22 protein-coding genes are annotated in these 17,150 nt (G+C 68.5%); 11 read left to right on the forward strand and 11 right to left on the reverse strand.

The features are described from left to right. Nucleotides 1-2: 2 nt before the first annotated feature. Entirely contained in the window at nt 3-1,157 is a 1,155-nt protein-coding gene (locus AC04ME_RS07390; protein WP_475434332.1) for a MalY/PatB family protein, read from the forward strand. Then, on the forward strand, nt 1,154-2,527 hold the full coding sequence (locus AC04ME_RS07395; protein ID WP_475434333.1) for an MFS transporter: 1,374 nt from the start codon (nt 1,154-1,156) through the stop codon (nt 2,525-2,527). Before AC04ME_RS07390 ends, AC04ME_RS07395 begins: the two co-directional genes overlap by 4 nt. Here AC04ME_RS07395 and AC04ME_RS07400 read toward each other — a convergent pair. After that, nucleotides 2,490-3,089, reverse strand: a complete 600-nt coding sequence (locus AC04ME_RS07400) for a TetR family transcriptional regulator (RefSeq protein WP_042537574.1) — start codon at nt 3,087-3,089, stop codon at nt 2,490-2,492. The two genes, AC04ME_RS07395 and AC04ME_RS07400, sit on opposite strands and share 38 nt — an antisense overlap. A gap of 56 nt (nt 3,090-3,145) precedes the next feature. Here AC04ME_RS07400 and AC04ME_RS07405 point away from each other — a divergent pair, with 56 nt between their 5' ends. Genes AC04ME_RS07405 through AC04ME_RS07415 form a run of 3 tightly spaced genes read left to right on the forward strand, consistent with a single transcriptional unit; the run spans nt 3,146 to nt 5,005 of the window. Next, nucleotides 3,146-3,733, forward strand: coding sequence for a biotin transporter BioY (locus tag AC04ME_RS07405; protein WP_042537572.1), 588 nt, complete (start codon nt 3,146-3,148; stop codon nt 3,731-3,733). Continuing rightward, on the forward strand, nt 3,723-4,415 hold the full coding sequence (locus AC04ME_RS07410) for an energy-coupling factor ABC transporter ATP-binding protein (RefSeq protein WP_475434336.1): 693 nt from the start codon (nt 3,723-3,725) through the stop codon (nt 4,413-4,415). Before AC04ME_RS07405 ends, AC04ME_RS07410 begins: the two co-directional genes overlap by 11 nt. Further along, entirely contained in the window at nt 4,412-5,005 is a 594-nt protein-coding gene (locus tag AC04ME_RS07415; RefSeq protein ID WP_042537570.1) for an energy-coupling factor transporter transmembrane component T family protein, read from the forward strand. The genes AC04ME_RS07410 and AC04ME_RS07415 overlap by 4 nt, the downstream gene beginning before the upstream one ends. On the opposite strand, the gene AC04ME_RS07420 is transcribed toward AC04ME_RS07415, so the two are convergent. The 4 genes from AC04ME_RS07420 to AC04ME_RS07435 all read right to left on the reverse strand — a co-directional run bounded on the left by AC04ME_RS07420 (nt 4,952) and on the right by AC04ME_RS07435 (nt 8,928). Further along, complete coding sequence (locus AC04ME_RS07420; protein WP_475434337.1) at nt 4,952-6,268, reverse strand: acyltransferase family protein; 1,317 nt, start codon at nt 6,266-6,268, stop codon at nt 4,952-4,954. The genes AC04ME_RS07415 and AC04ME_RS07420 overlap by 54 nt on opposite strands. Nucleotides 6,269-6,377: 109 nt before the next feature. Then, nucleotides 6,378-7,049, reverse strand: coding sequence for a response regulator (locus tag AC04ME_RS07425; RefSeq protein ID WP_042537568.1), 672 nt, complete (start codon nt 7,047-7,049; stop codon nt 6,378-6,380). Then, nucleotides 7,046-8,302, reverse strand: a complete 1,257-nt coding sequence (locus AC04ME_RS07430) for a sensor histidine kinase (protein WP_475434340.1) — start codon at nt 8,300-8,302, stop codon at nt 7,046-7,048. The genes AC04ME_RS07425 and AC04ME_RS07430 overlap by 4 nt, the downstream gene beginning before the upstream one ends. Before the next feature lie 5 nt (nt 8,303-8,307). After that, nucleotides 8,308-8,928 carry a DedA family protein gene (locus AC04ME_RS07435; protein ID WP_475434342.1) on the reverse strand — a complete coding sequence of 207 codons (621 nt, stop codon included), beginning with the start codon at nt 8,926-8,928 and terminating at the stop codon, nt 8,308-8,310. Nucleotides 8,929-9,039: 111 nt separating this feature from the next. Between AC04ME_RS07435 and AC04ME_RS07440 the strand changes: the two genes are divergently transcribed. The 5 genes from AC04ME_RS07440 to AC04ME_RS07460 all read left to right on the forward strand — a co-directional run bounded on the left by AC04ME_RS07440 (nt 9,040) and on the right by AC04ME_RS07460 (nt 12,866). Further along, the gene (locus tag AC04ME_RS07440) at nt 9,040-9,342 is read left to right on the forward strand and encodes a CHY zinc finger protein (RefSeq protein ID WP_475434343.1); all 303 of its coding nucleotides are present in this window, start codon (nt 9,040-9,042) and stop codon (nt 9,340-9,342) included. Nucleotides 9,343-9,417: 75 nt separating this feature from the next. Continuing rightward, complete coding sequence (locus AC04ME_RS07445; RefSeq protein ID WP_042537558.1) at nt 9,418-11,016, forward strand: ABC-F family ATP-binding cassette domain-containing protein; 1,599 nt, start codon at nt 9,418-9,420, stop codon at nt 11,014-11,016. A gap of 30 nt (nt 11,017-11,046) precedes the next feature. Continuing rightward, nucleotides 11,047-11,664: a pyridoxine/pyridoxamine 5'-phosphate oxidase gene (locus AC04ME_RS07450; RefSeq protein ID WP_475434345.1), complete on the forward strand. Its 618-nt coding sequence runs from the start codon at nt 11,047-11,049 to the stop codon at nt 11,662-11,664. Continuing rightward, nucleotides 11,661-12,095 (forward strand): cupin domain-containing protein, encoded by a 435-nt coding sequence (locus tag AC04ME_RS07455; RefSeq protein ID WP_309689098.1) that lies wholly within the window; start codon nt 11,661-11,663, stop codon nt 12,093-12,095. Before AC04ME_RS07450 ends, AC04ME_RS07455 begins: the two co-directional genes overlap by 4 nt. Before the next feature lie 3 nt (nt 12,096-12,098). Then, complete coding sequence (locus AC04ME_RS07460; RefSeq protein ID WP_475434347.1) at nt 12,099-12,866, forward strand: LamG domain-containing protein; 768 nt, start codon at nt 12,099-12,101, stop codon at nt 12,864-12,866. A 6-nt stretch (nt 12,867-12,872) separates the two neighbouring features. Here AC04ME_RS07460 and AC04ME_RS07465 read toward each other — a convergent pair whose 3' ends face one another. From AC04ME_RS07465 to AC04ME_RS07480, 4 genes are read right to left on the reverse strand one after another with little or no spacing between them, the layout of a single operon-like run. Further along, nucleotides 12,873-13,673, reverse strand: a complete 801-nt coding sequence (locus AC04ME_RS07465) for an SURF1 family cytochrome oxidase biogenesis protein (RefSeq protein WP_475434349.1) — start codon at nt 13,671-13,673, stop codon at nt 12,873-12,875. Nucleotides 13,674-13,681: 8 nt separating this feature from the next. Next, entirely contained in the window at nt 13,682-13,876 is a 195-nt protein-coding gene (locus AC04ME_RS07470; RefSeq protein ID WP_475434351.1) for a hypothetical protein, read from the reverse strand. Further along, nucleotides 13,873-14,229 carry a DUF3099 domain-containing protein gene (locus tag AC04ME_RS07475; RefSeq protein ID WP_079112931.1) on the reverse strand — a complete coding sequence of 119 codons (357 nt, stop codon included), beginning with the start codon at nt 14,227-14,229 and terminating at the stop codon, nt 13,873-13,875. Before AC04ME_RS07475 ends, AC04ME_RS07470 begins: the two co-directional genes overlap by 4 nt. 50 nt (nt 14,230-14,279) lie before the next feature. After that, the gene (locus AC04ME_RS07480) at nt 14,280-14,930 is read right to left on the reverse strand and encodes a DUF4190 domain-containing protein (RefSeq protein WP_475434353.1); all 651 of its coding nucleotides are present in this window, start codon (nt 14,928-14,930) and stop codon (nt 14,280-14,282) included. Nucleotides 14,931-15,033: 103 nt separating this feature from the next. Between AC04ME_RS07480 and AC04ME_RS07485 the strand changes: the two genes are divergently transcribed. Further along, a complete protein-coding gene (locus AC04ME_RS07485) occupies nt 15,034-15,741 on the forward strand; it encodes a beta-ketoacyl-ACP reductase (RefSeq protein WP_042537549.1) in 708 nt (235 codons plus the stop codon). A 21-nt stretch (nt 15,742-15,762) separates the two neighbouring features. Here AC04ME_RS07485 and AC04ME_RS07490 read toward each other — a convergent pair whose 3' ends face one another. Together AC04ME_RS07490 and serB are read right to left on the reverse strand one after the other, a co-directional pair. Beyond that, nucleotides 15,763-16,461: an alpha/beta fold hydrolase gene (locus AC04ME_RS07490; RefSeq protein WP_042537547.1), complete on the reverse strand. Its 699-nt coding sequence runs from the start codon at nt 16,459-16,461 to the stop codon at nt 15,763-15,765. A gap of 33 nt (nt 16,462-16,494) precedes the next feature. Beyond that, nucleotides 16,495-17,130, reverse strand: coding sequence for a phosphoserine phosphatase SerB (gene serB, locus AC04ME_RS07495; protein ID WP_042537545.1), 636 nt, complete (start codon nt 17,128-17,130; stop codon nt 16,495-16,497). Between the last annotated feature and the right edge of the window lie 20 nt (nt 17,131-17,150).

Raw genomic sequence — 17,150 nt, forward strand, 5'->3', positions numbered from 1 at the left:
GGATGCTCGAGGTCAAGGCCCTGCCTCTGGCAGAGCTTCGCGAGCGCAGCAGCGAGAAGTGGCGGGAGTATCCCGCCGATGTCCTGCCGCTCTTCGTCGCGGAGACCGACTTCCCGTTGGCGCCGGCGATCTCCTCGGCTCTTCGACGCGCTGTCGACAACGGCGACACCGGATACATCGCATCGCGGACGCCTCTTCCCGAGACCTATGCCGCCTTCGCGATGCGTCGCTACGGCTGGCATGCGGATCCGTCGCGGATGCGCACGACCGCCGATGTGAGCATGGGGATCGTCGAGATCCTGCGCCGCGTCACGCAGCCGGGGGAGCGCGTGGTCGTCACCACACCGGTGTACCCACCGTTCTTCGACCTGGTCTCCGAGGCCGGGGCAGAGGTCGCGCGGGTGCCGCTGCTCGACACCGGCACGGCGTGGGAACTCGATCTCGACGGCATCCGCGCGGCTTTCGACGACGGCGCCACGGCCATGCTGCTCTGCAATCCGCACAACCCGACCGGCACGGTGCACAGCCGCGACTCGCTGACCGCTCTCGCCGAGATCGCCGATGAGTTCGGTGCTGCGGTGATCTCGGATGAGATCCATGCACCGCTCGCGCAGCCGGGCACCGGGTTCACGCCCTTCCTCGACACGGGCGAAGCTGCGGAGCGCGTGGGCTACGCCGTCGTGAGTGCGAGCAAGGCCTTCAATCTCGCGGGTCTCAAGTGCGCGCTCATGGTGACTGCGTCCGATCGCACCAGCGCCATCGTGCGCGGGCTTCCTATCGAGGTCGAGTGGCGCACCGGGCAGTTCGGCCTCCTCGCGGCTGTGGCCGCATTCTCGGAGGAGAGCGACGAGTGGCTCGATGGGCTGCTCAGAACGCTCGACGAGAATCGCGTGCTGCTCGAGGATCTGCTGGCGTCGAAGATCTCTGCCGCGCGCTATCGGATCCCCGATGCCGGATACCTGGCCTGGATCGACCTCTCGGGACTGGAATGGGGAGACAACCCCGCGCGACGGATCCTGAAGGAGGCCGGAGTCGCCCTGCACTTCGGCCCCGCCTTCGGCGAGCCGGGCAGGGGTTTCGTCCGACTGAACTTCGGCACGAGCCCGGAGATCATCACCGAGGCCATCGAGCGCATCGCGACGCTCGTGGGCCGATGAYGACCGAGCAGCGGCCGACCGCCTCGATCTGGGACCGAGAACGACTCTGGGTCACTGCCGGTGCGTTCGCGCTGATCTTCCTCGCCGCAATCGAGGCGCTGGCTGTCACGACCGTCATGCCGATCGTCAGTGAGGCGCTCGACGGACGCGATCTGTACGCCGTAGCCTTCGCCGGCACGCTCGCGACAAGTGTGATCGGGATGGTCGCCGCGGGTGCCTGGTCGGATGCTCGAGGGCCCCGTGGTGCCCTGTACGCCGCGGTGTCGCTGTTCATCGCCGGTCTGCTGCTGTCGGGCTTCGCCGTGACGATGGACCAGTTCCTCATCGGGCGCCTGGTGCAGGGGCTCGGCGCGGGAGGACAGACCGTGGCGCTGTACGTCGTGGTCGCTCGGCTGTATCCACCGCAACTTCACGGCAGAGTGTTCGCGGCGTTCGCCGCCGCATGGGTGGTGCCGTCGATGATCGGTCCCTTCCTCGCCGGGGCGGTCGCCGAGTACCTCGATTGGCGCTGGGCCTTCCTCGGCGTCGCCGTGCTGACGGGCGTCGCCTTCGTGATCGTCGTGGCGCGGCTGCGAGGCGTCGACCTCGGACGCGGCGAGCCGCAGAATCGCCGGGCGCTCGTCATCCGCCTTGTTCTCGCGGTGGTCGTCGCTGTCTTCGCCGTGCTGATCGGCTTCACGGCGGAGATGACCGTGCGCCTCGCATGGCCGGTGGCGATCGGATCCGTCATCGTGATCGGTGTCGCGCTGCTGCCGCTCGTTCCCCGGCGCACCCTCCGTGCCGGGCGCGGTCTGCCGAGCGTCGTCCTCATGCGCGGCATCGCCGCAGGCGCGTTCTTCGCGGCCGAGGCATACGTCCCCTATCTGTTGATGGAGCGCTTCGACTTCACGGCGACCTGGGCGGGGATCGCGCTCATGCTCGCCGCCTTCGCATGGGCCGGAGCTTCGCAGCTGCAGGGGGCCTTCGGAGAACGACTGGGCAACACCCGCATCACCGTGATCAGCCTGTCGCTCCTCCTCGTGGCGCTCGTGCTCGTGCTCGCTGCGGCGCAGTGGGGAGTGTCGCCGGTATTCGTCGTCGTGGGGTGGGGCTTCGCCGGCGGCGGCATGGGGCTGCTGTATCCGCGCCTCACTGTGCTCGCCCTCGCCTATTCGAACGAGGGCAATCAGGGCTTCAACTCGTCGGCGCTGTCGATCTCCGACGCCGCGGGCTCAGCTGTGGCGATCGCGCTGGCCGGATTGCTCGTCGCTACGCTGGGCGGCGAGGCCGCATCGTTCGGGGTGGTGTTCGCGTTCTGCCTCGGTCTGGTGCTGCTGGCGTCGGTGCCGGGGCTCAGACTGGGCCATGCCGCGGAGTCGTCCGAGGGCTGACCACTGCACCGAGCGAGTCCCCTGCGAGCGCGGTGACGCCCAGGTCGAAGACCCGATCGAGGCCGGCGGTGACATCGTCCGTGCCGTCGGTGAGAGCGGCCCCGTGGCTGTCGGCGTGCATGCGCTGCTGAACGAGTGTCGCGTGCCCGAGCACGAAGTGCAGCATCGCCGCTGCCCGATCGGCGGCTTCTGCGTGCCCGTGGCGCGCGAGCGCGGCCTCGAGCGCGGTCTGGGCATACGACGAGCCGAGCCGCAGGGCATAGGTGCTGAGCACGAGCTCCGCACCGTCGCGGTAGGTGAACAGGGCGTCGCGGATGCCGCGCGCGGTGGTCAGCACGTCGGCATCGTCGCGGGGGATCCCCGCGGTGATCCGGTCGGCGAGCTCTGCCAGCAGTTCCTGCTTGCTCGAGAAGTGCCAGTAGAGAGCGCTCGGCTGAACATCGAGCCTGCCTGCGATCCGGCGCATCGACAGGTCGGCGAGGCCGACCTCGTCGAGGAGGGCCAGCGCCACGCGTGCGACGCCATCGCGGTCGTGACGGGCGGAGTTGTGCTCTGGGCTCATGTGATCACTATAGTGAACACCGTTCAGGTGAACAATGTTCAGGAAGGTGTCGGATCATGACCCAGCAACGCGATGACCTCGGTCGCGAACTAGCAAGAGTGGCGATCTTCGCCGCGCTCATCATCGTTCTCGGCATGGTGACGGTGCCGATTCCCGGCGGTGTGCCGATCACCGCGCAGACATTGGGGGTCATGCTCGCCGGTGCGGTGCTCGGACCCCGACTGGCTCCGCTCTCGATTCTTCTGGTGCTCGCTCTCGCGGCGATCGGACTGCCCGTCCTCGCCGGTGGGCGCGGCGGCCTCGGTGTCTTCGTCGGCCCGACCGCCGGATATCTGCTCGGGTGGGTGGCAGGCGTCATCGTGATCGGTCTCATCGTGGGCCGCGGTCGGCTCAGCTGGTGGCGAATCGCCCTCGGCGTCGTCGTCGGAGGCATCCTGGTGGTGTATCTCTGTGGGATCCCCGTGACAGCGCTCGTTCTCGGGCTCGAACTCGGCCCGACCGCGCTCGCGAGTCTGGTGTTCCTCCCCGGCGATCTGCTCAAAGCGGCCGCGGCGACGGCGCTCGTTCTCGCGCTGCGACGCGCGTACCCCCGGGCGTTCGCCGCGCGTTCGATCGCAGCGCCCGCATCCGTCCGTGCGATCTGAGACTGCGGTCGGATCGATCTCGCTCGACGGTGTCGCCGTCGAGAGGGAAGGGCGGGCGATCCTGCGCGACGTGAGTGTCGAGCTCACGGCGCAGAGGATCGCGGTGATCGGCGCGAACGGGTCGGGGAAGTCCACCTTCGCGCGTCTGCTGAACGGCCTCGTGCTGCCGGATGCAGGGCGAGCCACGGTTCACGATCTCGATTCGCGGCGGGACACGAAGGCTCTTCGACGTAGGGTCGGTTTCGTCTTCACCGACCCTCAGTCGCAGATCCTGATGCCGACGCCCGCTGAGGATCTCGCGCTCTCGCTGCGCGGTTCGCCCCGCACGGAGATCGCCAGCCGGGTGGCCSGGGCACTCGCCGAGCACGGGCTGACCGACAGGGCGGACGTGCCCGCGTCCGACCTGTCCGGCGGTCAGAAGCAGCTGCTGGCTCTCGCGTCGGTTCTGATCGCCGAGCCGCGCCTGATCGTGGCCGATGAGCCGACCACGCTGCTGGATCTGCGCAACTCCCGAAGGGTCTCCGACCTGCTGCTGGCACTGCCGTCGCAGGTCGTCATCGTCACCCACGACCTCGACCTCGCGGCGAGATGCGACCATGCGGTGCTCTTCGACGCGGGTTCGCTCATCGCAGCGGGCACCCCGGACGAGGTAATCGCCGAGTACCGCGGGCGGTGCGGATGATCCAGTCGTACCGGCCAGGGGCCAGCATCTTCCACCGGATGTCGGCGGGGCCCAAACTCGCGCTCTTCGCGGCGCTCGCGCTCGTGTCGTCCGCGTACCCGCATGACGGATGGAGCGTCACCGTCTCGCTCGTCGTCGTGTGCACGCTCTATCTCGTCGCCGGGCTTCCGGTGAGGGTCCTGATCGTCGAGATGTGGCGGCTGCGCTGGCTCGTGCTGGTGCTCGGGACGGCGCTGTGGATCTTCGTGTCGCCGCTGACCGCGTGGATCAGCACGAGCAGAGTCGCGTCGCTGCTCCTGCTGGCTGCGCTTCTCACGATCACCACCCGGATGGGTGATCTGCTCGCCGTTCTGCATCGGATGCTGCGGCCGCTGCATCGGCTGGGTGTCGATGCCGATGCGGTCGCGATGACGATCTCGCTGACGCTCACGATGATTCCGGTGGTCGCCGGATTCGCCCATGCTGTGCGGGAGGCGCAGCGGGCTCGCGGCGTTCGTCCGGGCCTTCGAACCACCGTGCCGCTGATGGTCAGGACGCTACGCCACGCGGACGAGGTCGGCGACGCTCTCGCCGCCCGCGGTCTGGTGTGATCGGCGTGCGAGGCGTTGGGAGAGCAGCATTCCGCCGGCGGCGAGTGCGGACGTCAGAACCGTCGTTCCTGCTACGAGAAGCAGCACGACCGAGGCGACGCCGAGTGCGGCTGCGATCGCGATCCGGCGAGTCGAGTCAGCGGCTGGTGGTGACGGCTGCGTCTCGACGCGCGTGAACGCCACCGCGATCGCCGCGGTGAGAGTCAGCGCGGAAGCGAGCCAGAGCGGGCGAGACACCCACCACGCGAGGGTGCTCGGCTCCGGCAGCGCGATGCCGCTGCCGAGCGAGGCCATGGCGCAGATCCCGGCCATGGCGAGCAGTGTCGGCATGTGCCACAGGTAGATCGTCATGGTGCGTCTGTTGACGAACGCGGCGAGTGCGGCCGGGGCTGGGCGGCGGCTGAACGCATCGATGCGATCGCGGAGAAGCGAGACGGCGCTCAGGTGCACGACTCCGACGAGAAGCAGGGCACCTGTGGGCGGGTTGATGTTGGCGATGAGGTCAGGGGAGTACACGCCGGTGGTGAAGGCACCGACGAGTGTGATCGACGCGACAGCTCCCGCGATCGCCCGTGCTCGTCGGCTCAGTCCGTCGATCGTGCCATCGGCGAGGAAGAAGCCGATCTGCTGCAGCGCGAGCCAGACGAACGCGAGATTCAGGAAGCCCACCCACTCGAATCCGGTGATCGCCCGGAGCGCGTCGACGGCGAGCGCTGCCGCGACCAGCGAGGTCACCGTGATCAGCGGCCTCTGGGAGTGAGCCTTCGCGAGTGCGGGAAGAAGCGCCTGGCACCCCAGGAAGACGGCGAGGAACCACAGCGGCTGGCTGTATCGGAAGCCGGCGACGGCGATGATGTCGGCCGGGACGCCGGCGATGCTCAGCGCCGCGAGCGCCGCGCCCACGATCCCGATCGCGAACAGGGCCGGCCGCAGCAGCCGGTGCACCCGGGCGGCGATGAAGGAGGCCGCGGCGCCGCCGCGCGCCTGCGTGCGCCGGAAGGAGATGTAGCCGGCGAACCCGCCGATGATGAAGAAGAGCGGCATCACCTGGAGCACCCAGCTGACGGGCACGATCCACCACGATCCATCGCTGGCGTTCGCGAACACCGGGCTGCCATCGACGACGGTGACTCCGACCATGATGGCGTGGAGGAGCACGACGCCCGCGACGCAGACCGCACGCAGGAAGTCGATCGCGGTGTCGCGACCTGCCGGCAGCGGGTCTCGAAGTGCGGTGAGGGATGGTGCCTCGACGATGGTCATGAAGTCCTCCTCGGATGGGGTGTCCGAGGAGCGTATGAACGCGGTGCCGTGTGGGGGATCACCCCCAGGGCTGGTTCGCACCCCTACCGGGGTGTGATCCTGGCGAGGCTCAGGATGCGGGTTCGACCAGGCCGGCGTCGTACGCGAGGATCACGGCGTGCACACGGTCGCGGAGCCGGAGCTTCGCCAGCACCTTGCCGACGTGGGTCTTCACGGTCTGCTCGGCGATGAACAGATCGGCGGCGATCTCGCTGTTCGATCTGCCACGCCCGATGAGCACGAGCACCTCTCGCTCTCGGTCGGTGAGCTCGGCCAGCGAGGTCGCGGCTCGCGGTGTGCGCGGCCGCCGCCCTGCGAACTGCTCGATCATGCGCCTCGTCACGCTGGGGGCGAGCAACGCGTCGCCGCCGGCGACCACGCGCACGGCGTGGACGAGTTCTTCCGGAAGAGCGTCTTTCAGCAGGAACCCGCTCGCCCCGGCCTCGAGCGCGTCGTACACGTAGTCGTCGATGTCGAAGGTCGTGAGCATGAGGATCCGCGGCACATGGGCTGCGGGGTAGCCGGGACCGAGGATGCGACGGGTCGCCTCGATGCCGTCGACCTCCGGCATCCGCACGTCCATCAGGATGACGTCCGGATCGAGCCGCGCGGCGAGAGCGACGGCCTCGGCGCCGTCGGCCGCCTGCCCGGCGACACGGATGCCGTCGTGAGCGTCGAGGAGCGCGGCGAATCCGGCCCGCACCATGGCCTGGTCATCGGCGATGAGGACGCTGATCGTCACGGGGTCTCCTCGGGTTGCTCTGGGGTGTTGTCCCGCGGTAGTGCGTCTCTGCGCGGCAGCGAGGCCATGACTTCCCAGCCGCCGCCCGTCGTGGGGCCCGCGTCGAACGAGCCGCCCAACAGCTCGACGCGCTCGCGCATGCCACGCAGCCCGTATCCGCCGCCGGGAGACGCGGGTGAGCCCGAGGCACGGCCGTTGCGGACGCGGATTCCGACCGCGTCGGGGTCGGCCTGCACGCGCACCGTGACGGCGGCACCCGATGCATGTCGCACCGCGTTGCTCAACGCCTCCTGGGCGATCCGGAAGGCCGCGATCTGGACGGCCTGCGGCGCATCCGTCACGGAGCCCGTGATCTCGAGGCCGACGGTCACTCCGGCTCGACGGATGGTGTCGACGAGGGCCGGGATGTCGTCGATGCCCTGCTGCGGTGCGAGCTCGGCCGTCTGGTCTTCGGTGCGGAGAACCCCGAGCATCCGTCGCATCTCGGTCAGCGAGGTGCGCGCCGTGGCCGCGATGCTGTCGAACTCCACGGACGCGGCATCTCCGATCTCGGGCAACCGGTAGCGTGCGGTCGACGCCTGCACCTGGATCACGGACATGCTGTGCGCGATCACGTCGTGCAGCTCGCGAGCGATGCGGGTGCGCTCCTCGACGAGAGCTCGTCGTGATTCCTCGAGGGCGGAGTGCTCACGCTCGCGGGTGAGCTCGGCAGACACCCGAACGCGTCCGGCGACGAGGACCGCCACCAGGAACATCGCCGCGGCCAGGGAGGTCGTGACGATGAGGTCGGCGGTGACGCTGCCGGCCGTCTCGGGAGTGGCGACGACTTCGGGGCGCAGCAGCGGCGCCGTGAGGGAGAGCAGAGCTCCGATGGCCAGGGGGAAGACGCCCGCTCTGGCCCCGTGCACGAAGGTCACGACGCCGACCAGGATCACGAACGTCAGCAGCGCGGGCACAGACCACGGCCAGGGGGCCTCCGTCGCGAGAGCCGGGACGACGAGAAGCGGAAGAGTGAACGCCGCAGCGCAGAACAGCGCGATCGCCCATCGCGGGTGACGCAGCGACATCAGTGGTGCGGCGCACAGAGCGGCACCGAGGATGAACGAGAGCGGCAGCGAGGTGCCGTACAGCACGGTCTGCACCGGCACGAGCACCGAGAACAGCACGAGGCTCGCAGCGCCGAGCGCCGTGAGCGCGGCGGTGCGACGGCTGATGCGGGGAGCGCGCTCGGTGCGCGGCCGACGACGTGCCATGTCTGTCATCCTGCCAGTTGCAGAACACGGGTGCGTCGCCGACGGGATGCCGTGACGCGGTCGATCACCAGCCCGATGACGAGAGCCACGGCGATGCCGATGCCGGCGCTCACGAGCGGCTGGTCCTTGATCCACGAGCCCGCGAGAAGTCCGATGGCGAGGCTCAGGGCGCTCCAACTGATGCCTCCCACGATGCTCAACGGGAGGAACCTCCGCCAGGGGAAGCGCAGGGCACCGGCTGACATGTTGACGGCGACGCGGCCGACCGGGATGTACCGGGCGCCCAGAATGAGCGCCGCACTGCGGTGCGCGAGTGCTCTCTCTGCATGAGCGAATGCGGAGGCGACCCGCGGACGACGCATCCATGCCCACCGGGTCGTGCCCAGCCCGCGGCCGAGGGCGAACGCGATGTTGTCGCCGATCGTCGCCCCCACAGCGGCGATGAGGCCGAGGGGCAACAGCGTCCAGAACTCACCGGTCGACGCGAGCACCGCGGCGGCTGCCACGAGGACTGTCTCGCTCGGCACCGGCGGGAAGAAGCCGTCGATGATCGTCACCGCGAGCAGCACGGCGTACAGCCAGGGAGAGGCGACGGTCTGCAGGATCAGCTCGTTGATAACATCCACCTCAGAAGGCTAGGAAGCAGGTGGCTGGTGGGGCATCACCCTGAGGTATCGACCGCGTCCCTCTGGAGAGGTAGATCCGACGATCGCCCGACCGAGGTCGGGGCGACCACCGTGCACGGCCTGCTGGTCGACGCCCAGACCCGGTGCGAGCACTATCAGGGGCCGCTCGACGTCATCGCCCTCAAGTTCGCGTGCTGCCGCGACTGGTACCCGTGCCACCTGTGTCACGCGGAGCTCGCCCGGCACGATGCGCGCCGGTGGTCGACGGACGAGCGTTCGACGCAGGCGGTGCTCTGCGGCGTCTGCGGTTCGCTGCTGAGCATCGACGCCTACCTCGAGACATCGGAGTGTCCGACGTGCTCGGCGGTCTTCAATCCGGGCTGCCGGCTGCATCACGATCTGTACTTCGACTGAACACACAGCCGGGCGATCTATACTGGGAGTTTGGCCCCTCGGCCTGAATCCCCTTGAACGAACGGACATCCCGCTGTGCTTGCCGTGCACGAACTCGAGATCCGCGTGGGCGCACGCCTCCTGATGGAGAACGTGTCGTTCCGCGTGAGCGACGGAGACAAGATCGGTCTCGTCGGCCGCAACGGTGCAGGCAAGACCACGCTCACCAAGGTGCTCGCCGGTGACGTTCTGCCGTCGGGCGGAAGCGTGACCCGCTCGGGCCAGCTCGGCTACCTGCCGCAGGATCCCCGATCGGGCAACCCCGAAGACCTCGCCCGCACGCGCATCCTCGACGCCCGCGGACTCGGCCAGCTCAACCTCGGGATGAGCGAAGCCGCACTCGCGATGGGGTCGGACGACCCCGCGGTCGCCGACAAGGCGATGAAGCGCTACGCGCGACTCACCGAGGAGTTCGAAGGTCAGGGCGGGTACGCGGCCGAGGCTGAGGCAGCCTCCATCGCGAACAACCTGTCGCTGCCCGACCGCATCCTCGACCAGCCGCTCTCGACGCTGTCCGGTGGTCAGCGCCGTCGTATCGAGCTGGCCCGCATCCTCTTCTCCGACGCGGAGACGATGATCCTCGATGAGCCGACCAACCACCTCGACGCCGACAGCGTCGTGTGGCTGCGCGAGTTCCTCAAGAACTACAAGGGCGGGCTGATCGTGATCAGTCACGACGTCGAGCTCGTCGGCGAGACCGTCAACCGGGTGTTCTACCTCGACGCGAACCGCCAGATCATCGACACCTACAACATGAACTGGAAGAACTACCTGCGTCAGCGGGTGGCCGACGAGGAGCGCCGCAAGAAGGAGCGCGCCAACGCCGAGAAGAAGGCCACGACCCTGCAGCTGCAGGCGGCCCGCTTCGGGGCGAAGGCGTCGAAGGCCGCCGCCGCTCATCAGATGATCGCGCGTGCCGACAAGCTGCTCGCCGGACTCGATGACGTCCGCCAGGAAGAACGCGTCGCCAAGCTGCGCTTCCCGAAGCCCGCACCGTGCGGCAAGACCCCGATGATGGCGACCGGACTCTCGAAGTCCTATGGCTCACTCGAGATCTTCACCGACGTCGACCTCGCGATCGACCGCGGATCCAAGGTCGTCGTGCTCGGACTCAACGGTGCAGGAAAGACGACGCTGCTGCGCATGCTCGCGGGCGTCGACCAGCCCGACACCGGTCAGCTCGAGCCCGGACACGGTCTCAAGGTCGGGTACTACGCGCAGGAGCACGAGAACCTCGATGTGAATCGTTCGGTGCTCGAGAACATGGTGTCGGCTGCTCCGCACATCACCGAGATGGAAGCGCGCAGAGTGCTCGGCTCGTTCCTGTTCACCGGAGATGATGTGCTCAAGCCCGCCGGGGTGCTCTCCGGCGGAGAGAAGACGCGTCTCTCGCTGGCGACGCTCGTGGTCTCGTCCGCGAACCTGCTGCTGCTCGACGAGCCCACCAACAACCTCGACCCTGCATCGCGCGAGGAGATCCTCGGCGCGCTCGCGCACTACGAGGGAGCAGTCGTGCTCGTCTCGCACGACCCGGGTGCGGTGCAGTCGCTCAACCCCGAGCGCGTTCTGATCCTCCCCGACGGCGTCGAAGACCTCTGGAGCCAGGAGTACCAGGACCTCATCGAGCTCGCCTGATCCTTCGCCCCTCGTGGCATAGTCGAGAGCGTGACGTACGACGAACATGACTTCGACACCGCCCAGCTCAACGAGTGGCTGAAGGGTCGGCACGCTCTCACCGGGCGAGCCCCTGACTGGGATCTCAGCGCACTTCCTGACGACCCGAGCGCGCTGTTCGCCACGTGGCTGCGCGAAGCGGCTGAGGCCGGGGTGGCTGAGCCGCACACGGTGACCCTCGCGACCGTGGATGCCGACGGACTGCCCGACGCTCGCACCCTCATCCTGAAGCGGATCGATGAGCGAGGCTGGGCGTTCGCCAGCACGAGGTCGTCCCGCAAGGGCGCGCAGCTGGCTGCCTCGCCGGGCGCGGCTCTGAACTTCTGGTGGCAGCCGCAGGTGCGCGCGGTGCGGGTGCGCGGCCGTGTGGAAGAGGCGACTGCCGAGGAGAGCGCCGCTGATCTCGCGGCGCGCTCCCCGGCCGCGCGGGCGGAGGTCGCCGACGGCGACTGGGTGCTGTGGCGGATCGTCCCCACTCGGGTCGAGTTCTGGCAGGGATCGAGAGACCGCCGTCACACGCGGGTGGTCTTCGACGCTGTCGACGACGGATGGAGCCGCTCGATCATGGGCCGCCCGGCAGATCAGAGGTCGGAAGGGCGAAGGGCATGAGCGGATACCAGGTGATCGAGATCGGTGCTCTCGACGAGTGGCGCGCACATCATGGCGGGTTCGACCAGGCGCGCTCGCGCGACGGCCGTCGAGTCGTCGATCATGAGCTGACGATGCAGTACATCGGCCTCACCGCGAACGCCCTCGAACCGGGGGAGGAAGCCGGCTACTGGCATGTCCATTCGCAGGTCGAGGAGCTCTACGTGTTTCTCGACGGGCGCGGGCAGATGGGACTCGACGACGAGGTCGTGGAGGTGGGCCCGGGAACGGTGATCCGCGTGGGACAGGGCGTCGCGCGTACCTGGCGCGCTCGGTCCGACAGTCCGGGAGAACTGCGTTGGCTCTGCATTCGAGCCGGAGGAGAACAACTTCCGCATCTCCCCGACGACAGCTCTCGCCTCCCCGAGAAGCCGATGCCATGGCGGGATTGATCCGTGGCCGAGCTCCTGCCGCCGCGTCCGTCATCACCGCCGGCTTTCACGGATGACTTCACTCGGGGGCTCGATGCGGAGAAGTGGGTTCCGCACTACCTGCCGCACTGGACGGTGCCCGAGCGCTCCGCAGCGCGATTCGCTTTCGTCGAGGGCGGACTGCAACTCCGGATCGAGCACGATCAGCTCGACTGGCGCCCGGACGACGCGCCGCTGCGGGTCTCGAATCTGCAGACGGCGACATACTCCGGTCCGGTCGGATCGACCGCCGGCACGCATCGCCACCGCGACGACGGACTCGTGGTCGAGACGCATACGCCGCCGCGACTGCTCTTCACACCCTGTCGCGGGCGGATCGACCTCACCGTTGCCGCGGGCACCGACGAAGGATGCATGCTCGCGGCGTGGCTCGTCGGTACCGAACACCTCTCCGAGACGGACGCCGGCGAGATCTGCATCTTCGAGATCGACGCCTCAGCTGTCGGGAGCACGACGCGGGTACGAACGGGCATCAAGTCGCACCACGACACGAGGTTGACGACCGACATGGTCGAGGTGACCCTCCCGTTCGATGCCCGGAGGCCGCACACCTGGACCGTGATCTGGGGCGATGGCGAGACGATCATCGGATGTGAGGGGCGGGTGGTGCGCCGCTTCGCTCAGGCACCGGACTATCCCATGGTCCTGATGATCGACCTCTTCGAGATCGGCGGGCCCGCAGGTGCGTACCCCAAGACCGCCGTCATCGGCGAGGTGACGGCCTGGGACTGACGCGAGTCAGCGGGCGTCGAGCAGCTCGTCCTCGACGTCGGCGTCCTTGTCGCGCCGCCGAGTCGTCTTCACCGGTGCGGGCATTCCCTCGACCTCTTCACGGTGCTTCACGATCTCGGTCCGGATGATGTACCCGATGAAGACGAAGCCCATCAGCGCGAACAGGATCCACTGGATCGCGTAGGACAGGTGCGGTCCCGGGTCGTCGGTGGGGGAGTCGAAGCCGCCGAGGGTCCCGTCGCCGGGTGGAGTCTCGCTGACGATCTGGCCGTACGCGCTCGTGATGACGTCTCCGTCGACCAGCTCGGCGATCGAGGGGAGGTTGATCGTCGGCACCTGCCCATCGGGAGCACCTCGCCCCGAGGCCGGGAGCTGCTCACCCGGGCGCAGGCGCACGATGACCTCGACCTCTCCGGTCGGAGGAGCCGGAACGGAATCCGGGGAGTCGCCGTCGCCCGGCGGCACCCACCCGCGATCGACGATGAACACACGGCCGTCGACGTCGCGGAACGGCACCAGGACCTCGAACGCGCTCGTGCCGCCGTGCGGGCGGTTGCGCACCAGCAGCTGATCACCGGCGACGTACTCGCCGTTCAGCACCACGGGATGCCACACGTCACCGGGATCGAGCACTCCGTCTTCGCCGATGAGATCGGCGAGAGGGACGGGATCGGCGTCGTAGTTCCTCTCCACGAGCTCGATCTGCTCAGATCGCGTCTCATTGCGCTCGAACTGCCAGTTCGACAGGAACGCGCAGGCGATCGCGAATCCGATCGCGATCAGCACGTATACGGTCCATCTACCCATCCGGGCACTCACGAGGGCACACCATCTCTCACTGTCACGGGGAAGTCCCTGGCCGCCAGGTAGTCACGGAGGAAGCCGACGTGCTCATCGCACGCGAGCCAGATCTTCTCACGGTCGGCCGCGTGGATACGCGGATTGCGCCACACCACCTGCATGGTCGCCGCGCTCCGGCATCCGGCGCGCGAGCACTCCAATCCACTCACTCGCGATCCTGGCGGCTCTCGTGGATGGTGATGATGCCTGGAGCTGGGGTCTCGTCGACCGGGAGCGTCGGAGTCGCGGCCGGGGCCTCCAACTGCTGCACCGGGGACTCTGCCGTCGTCTCCGTGCTGTCGCTGCCCGCGTTCGCGAAGACGACGGCGATGTACGGGAGCACCGCGGCGGCCAGCGCGAACACCCAGGTGTACCAGCCGTAGGGCTGCACGAACATCATCAGGGCGAAGCAGACGATGCGGATGGTCATCGTGAGCGCGTATCGGCGCACGCGGTGGTCAGCCTCGTCTTTCGGCGACTGCGGAAGCGAGGTGACAGCAGGGACCAGGGGCTTGCTCTTCACGATGAGTCCAGCCTACGCCGCCGCGGGCTCCGCGGCTCGCCCGTCTGCCGCTAGGCGGAGAAGAGGAACGGCAGCGTGAAGGCGCCGAAGAAGAGGAAGCCGATCACCGTCATGACGATGCCGACGACCAGGACCGCGACCATGATGTACCCCATGATGAGGCCCGCGAAGGCCATGCCGCGGCCGCCGATCGCCGGGTTCTCCTTCGTCTGTCGAAGCGCCATGTGGCCGGTGATGACGGCCACGATCGACGCGAGCAGCGGCACCACCGCCCAGAAGAGGACGACGCCCGCGATTCCGCAGATCAGCGAGGTGATCGCGAGTCCGCTGGCGGGGCGAGGAGCGGGGTAGGGCACCGCGCCGTAGTTCGGATATCCGGCACCGGGCTGACCCGGTGCGGACGCCGCCCCGTAGTACGGCGGCTGGGCGGCGGCGTACGGCTGAGCCACCGCAGAGCCGTAGGGCTGCTGTGGGGCATACTGCGGCGGCTGCGGCGACGGGGTCGCGTAGCCCTGCGAAGGAGCGACCGACGGCGCCGCACCGGGATACGCCTGGTACTGCTGCGCCGAGGGCGCCGCGGGAGCCGGCGGAGCCGGTGCGAGAGGCGCCGCCGGGGGAGTCGGCTGCTGTCCGTCCGCCGAGGTCGGGATGCTGTTGTCGCTCACGGTGATGCCTTTCGTCGGGTTCAGCGTTCCAGCCACGCGGCTGTTCTGTCAAACGTCGACCCGAACGAGTCACAGCATCATCGGTAGGATCGATGACGACCCGGCCGCCGTACCCGCACCGGCCAGATCAGGAGTGGAAATGAGTTCTCGCGTCGTCCTCGTCACCGGTGGAAACCGCGGCATCGGCCGCGCGATCGCCGAACGATTCGTCAGGGACGGCTACCGCGTCGCCGTCACGGCTCGCAGCGGCGAAGGCCCCGAAGGCACTCTCACGGTGCGTGCAGACGTCACGGATGCCGCTGCGCTCGACGCGGCCTTCACCGAGGTCGAGCAGCAGCTCGGACCCGTCGAAGTCGTCGTGGCGAATGCCGGCATCACGAAGGACACCCTGCTGCTGCGGATGAGTGAGGACGACTTCGACAGCGTGGTCGCGACGAACCTCGGAGGCACCTTCCGCGTCGTGAAGCGGGCATCGAAAGGCATGCTGCGGGCTCGATTCGGCCGAGTCATCCTCATCTCCAGCGTCGTGGGCCTCTATGGCTCGGCCGGGCAGGTGAACTATTCGGCCTCGAAGAGCGCGCTCGTCGGCTTCGCACGTTCTCTCACGCGGGAGCTCGGCGGACGCGGTATCACCGCGAACGTCGTCGCCCCCGGATTCATCGAGACCGACATGACCGCTGAGCTTCCCGAAGAGACTCAGAAGCAGTACAAGGCGAACATCCCGGCCGGGCGATTCGCGACGCCCGATGAGGTGGCAGGCGTCGTCACGTGGCTTGCAGGCGATGACGCCGGGTACATCTCGGGTGCTGTCATCCCCGTCGACGGCGGCCTCGGCATGGGGCACTGACACTCCACCGACGACGTACCGTCATCGGCGGGTGATCGCCGCATCGAGCAGCGCGGCGAGTCTGTTCGGTACCGAGAACTGAGGCCAGTGACCTGAGCCGATGCGCACGACCTCGGCATCGTCGATCGCACGGAACTCTTCGGCATACGGCCCCCACTGCTCGAGCTCGGACTCGAGAGTCTCCTGGTCGAGACCTCCCATGAGCAGCGTCACCGGCACCCGGTGCCGCGCACCGGGGCCGAGCTCGATCTCATCGGTGGGCACGCGCGCTGGCACGCTGTGCGTGAGCGGCGCGGTGCGCGCACGGGTCGCCTCGTCGAGGTCGTCGACGTCTTCCGCAGGGAAGAACTCCCATCCGGGGAACGGGACGACGCCGTCCACGATCTCGAACTCGCTGATGCCGAATCCGGACGGCGGCGGTACGGTGTCGACGAATATCACCCGCGAGACGCGGTCGGGCCGCGCATCGGCCACGCCCCAGGCGACGTTGCCACCGCCGCTGTGACCGACGACGACCACGGGCGCGGCGACGGCGTCCACGGCGGCGACAGCGGCGTCGACCCAGTCGGCGATGCCGATGTCAGCGGACTCGGCGGCCGGGAGGCCCACGCCCGGCATGGTCAGCGGATGCACGGTGTGCCCTGCGCGTTCGAGATCGGTGGTCACTTCGCTCCAGCTGGACGCGTCGAGCCAGAGACCGGGGATGAGGATGATGTCCATGCGCCCGAGGGTAGACGGGGCATAGGACATCCGCTAGGGCAGCAGCGCGATGACCTCGGAGAGATCCTGCGGTCCGATGACGAGGCTCGCAGCCTCGCGCACGGCGGGCTTCGCGTTGAACGCCAGTCCGAGTCCCGCGACCGCCATCATCTGCAGGTCATTGGCTCCGTCGCCGATGGCGATCGTGGCGTGGCGGGGCACTCCGAGCTCGTCCGCCCACTCCAGCAGCGAGGCGGCCTTCACAGCGGCATCGACGATCTCGCCGTCGACCCGACCCGCCAGAGCACCGTCGACCACCTCGAGTCGATTGGCGCGCCAACGGTCGACACCGAGCTCCGGTGCGACATCGTCGAGGATCTCGTGGAATCCGCCCGACACGACCCCGACGACACCCCCGCGCTGATGCACGGCGGCAGTGAGCTCACGCACGCCCGGAGTCGGCTCGATCCGGGCGAGCACTCGAGCGAAACCCGAGACAGGAACGCCTTCGAGAGCTGCGACGCGTGAGCGCAGGCTCGTGGCGAAGTCGATCTCGCCGCGCATCGCGGCTTCGGTGGCTGCCTGCACCTCGGCGCCGCGCCCCACCTCGTCGGCGATCAGTTCGATCACCTCATTGCGGATGAGGGTGGAATCGGCATCGAGGACGACGAGGAATCGAGCGGCAGTCACGCCTCTGAGCCTATCGACCG

It is taken from the genome of Microbacterium sp. LjRoot205, assembly GCF_056175745.1.

Excerpts from the sequence above, each read along its gene's own strand:
- AC04ME_RS07455 (WP_309689098.1), top strand. The coding sequence starts at position 11,661 with ATGAGCGGATACCAGGTGATCGAGATCGGTGCTCTCGACGAGTGGCGC.
- AC04ME_RS07420 (WP_475434337.1), bottom strand. The coding sequence starts at position 6,268 with ATGACCATCGTCGAGGCACCATCCCTCACCGCACTTCGAGACCCGCTG.
- AC04ME_RS07465 (WP_475434349.1), bottom strand. The coding sequence starts at position 13,673 with ATGGGTAGATGGACCGTATACGTGCTGATCGCGATCGGATTCGCGATC.
- AC04ME_RS07485 (WP_042537549.1), top strand. The coding sequence starts at position 15,034 with ATGAGTTCTCGCGTCGTCCTCGTCACCGGTGGAAACCGCGGCATCGGC.
- AC04ME_RS07430 (WP_475434340.1), bottom strand. The coding sequence starts at position 8,302 with ATGGCACGTCGTCGGCCGCGCACCGAGCGCGCTCCCCGCATCAGCCGT.
- AC04ME_RS07490 (WP_042537547.1), bottom strand. The coding sequence starts at position 16,461 with ATGGACATCATCCTCATCCCCGGTCTCTGGCTCGACGCGTCCAGCTGG.
- AC04ME_RS07405 (WP_042537572.1), top strand. The coding sequence starts at position 3,146 with ATGACCCAGCAACGCGATGACCTCGGTCGCGAACTAGCAAGAGTGGCG.
- AC04ME_RS07400 (WP_042537574.1), bottom strand. The coding sequence starts at position 3,089 with ATGAGCCCAGAGCACAACTCCGCCCGTCACGACCGCGATGGCGTCGCA.
- AC04ME_RS07390 (WP_475434332.1), top strand. The coding sequence starts at position 3 with ATGCTCGAGGTCAAGGCCCTGCCTCTGGCAGAGCTTCGCGAGCGCAGC.
- AC04ME_RS07415 (WP_042537570.1), top strand. The coding sequence starts at position 4,412 with ATGATCCAGTCGTACCGGCCAGGGGCCAGCATCTTCCACCGGATGTCG.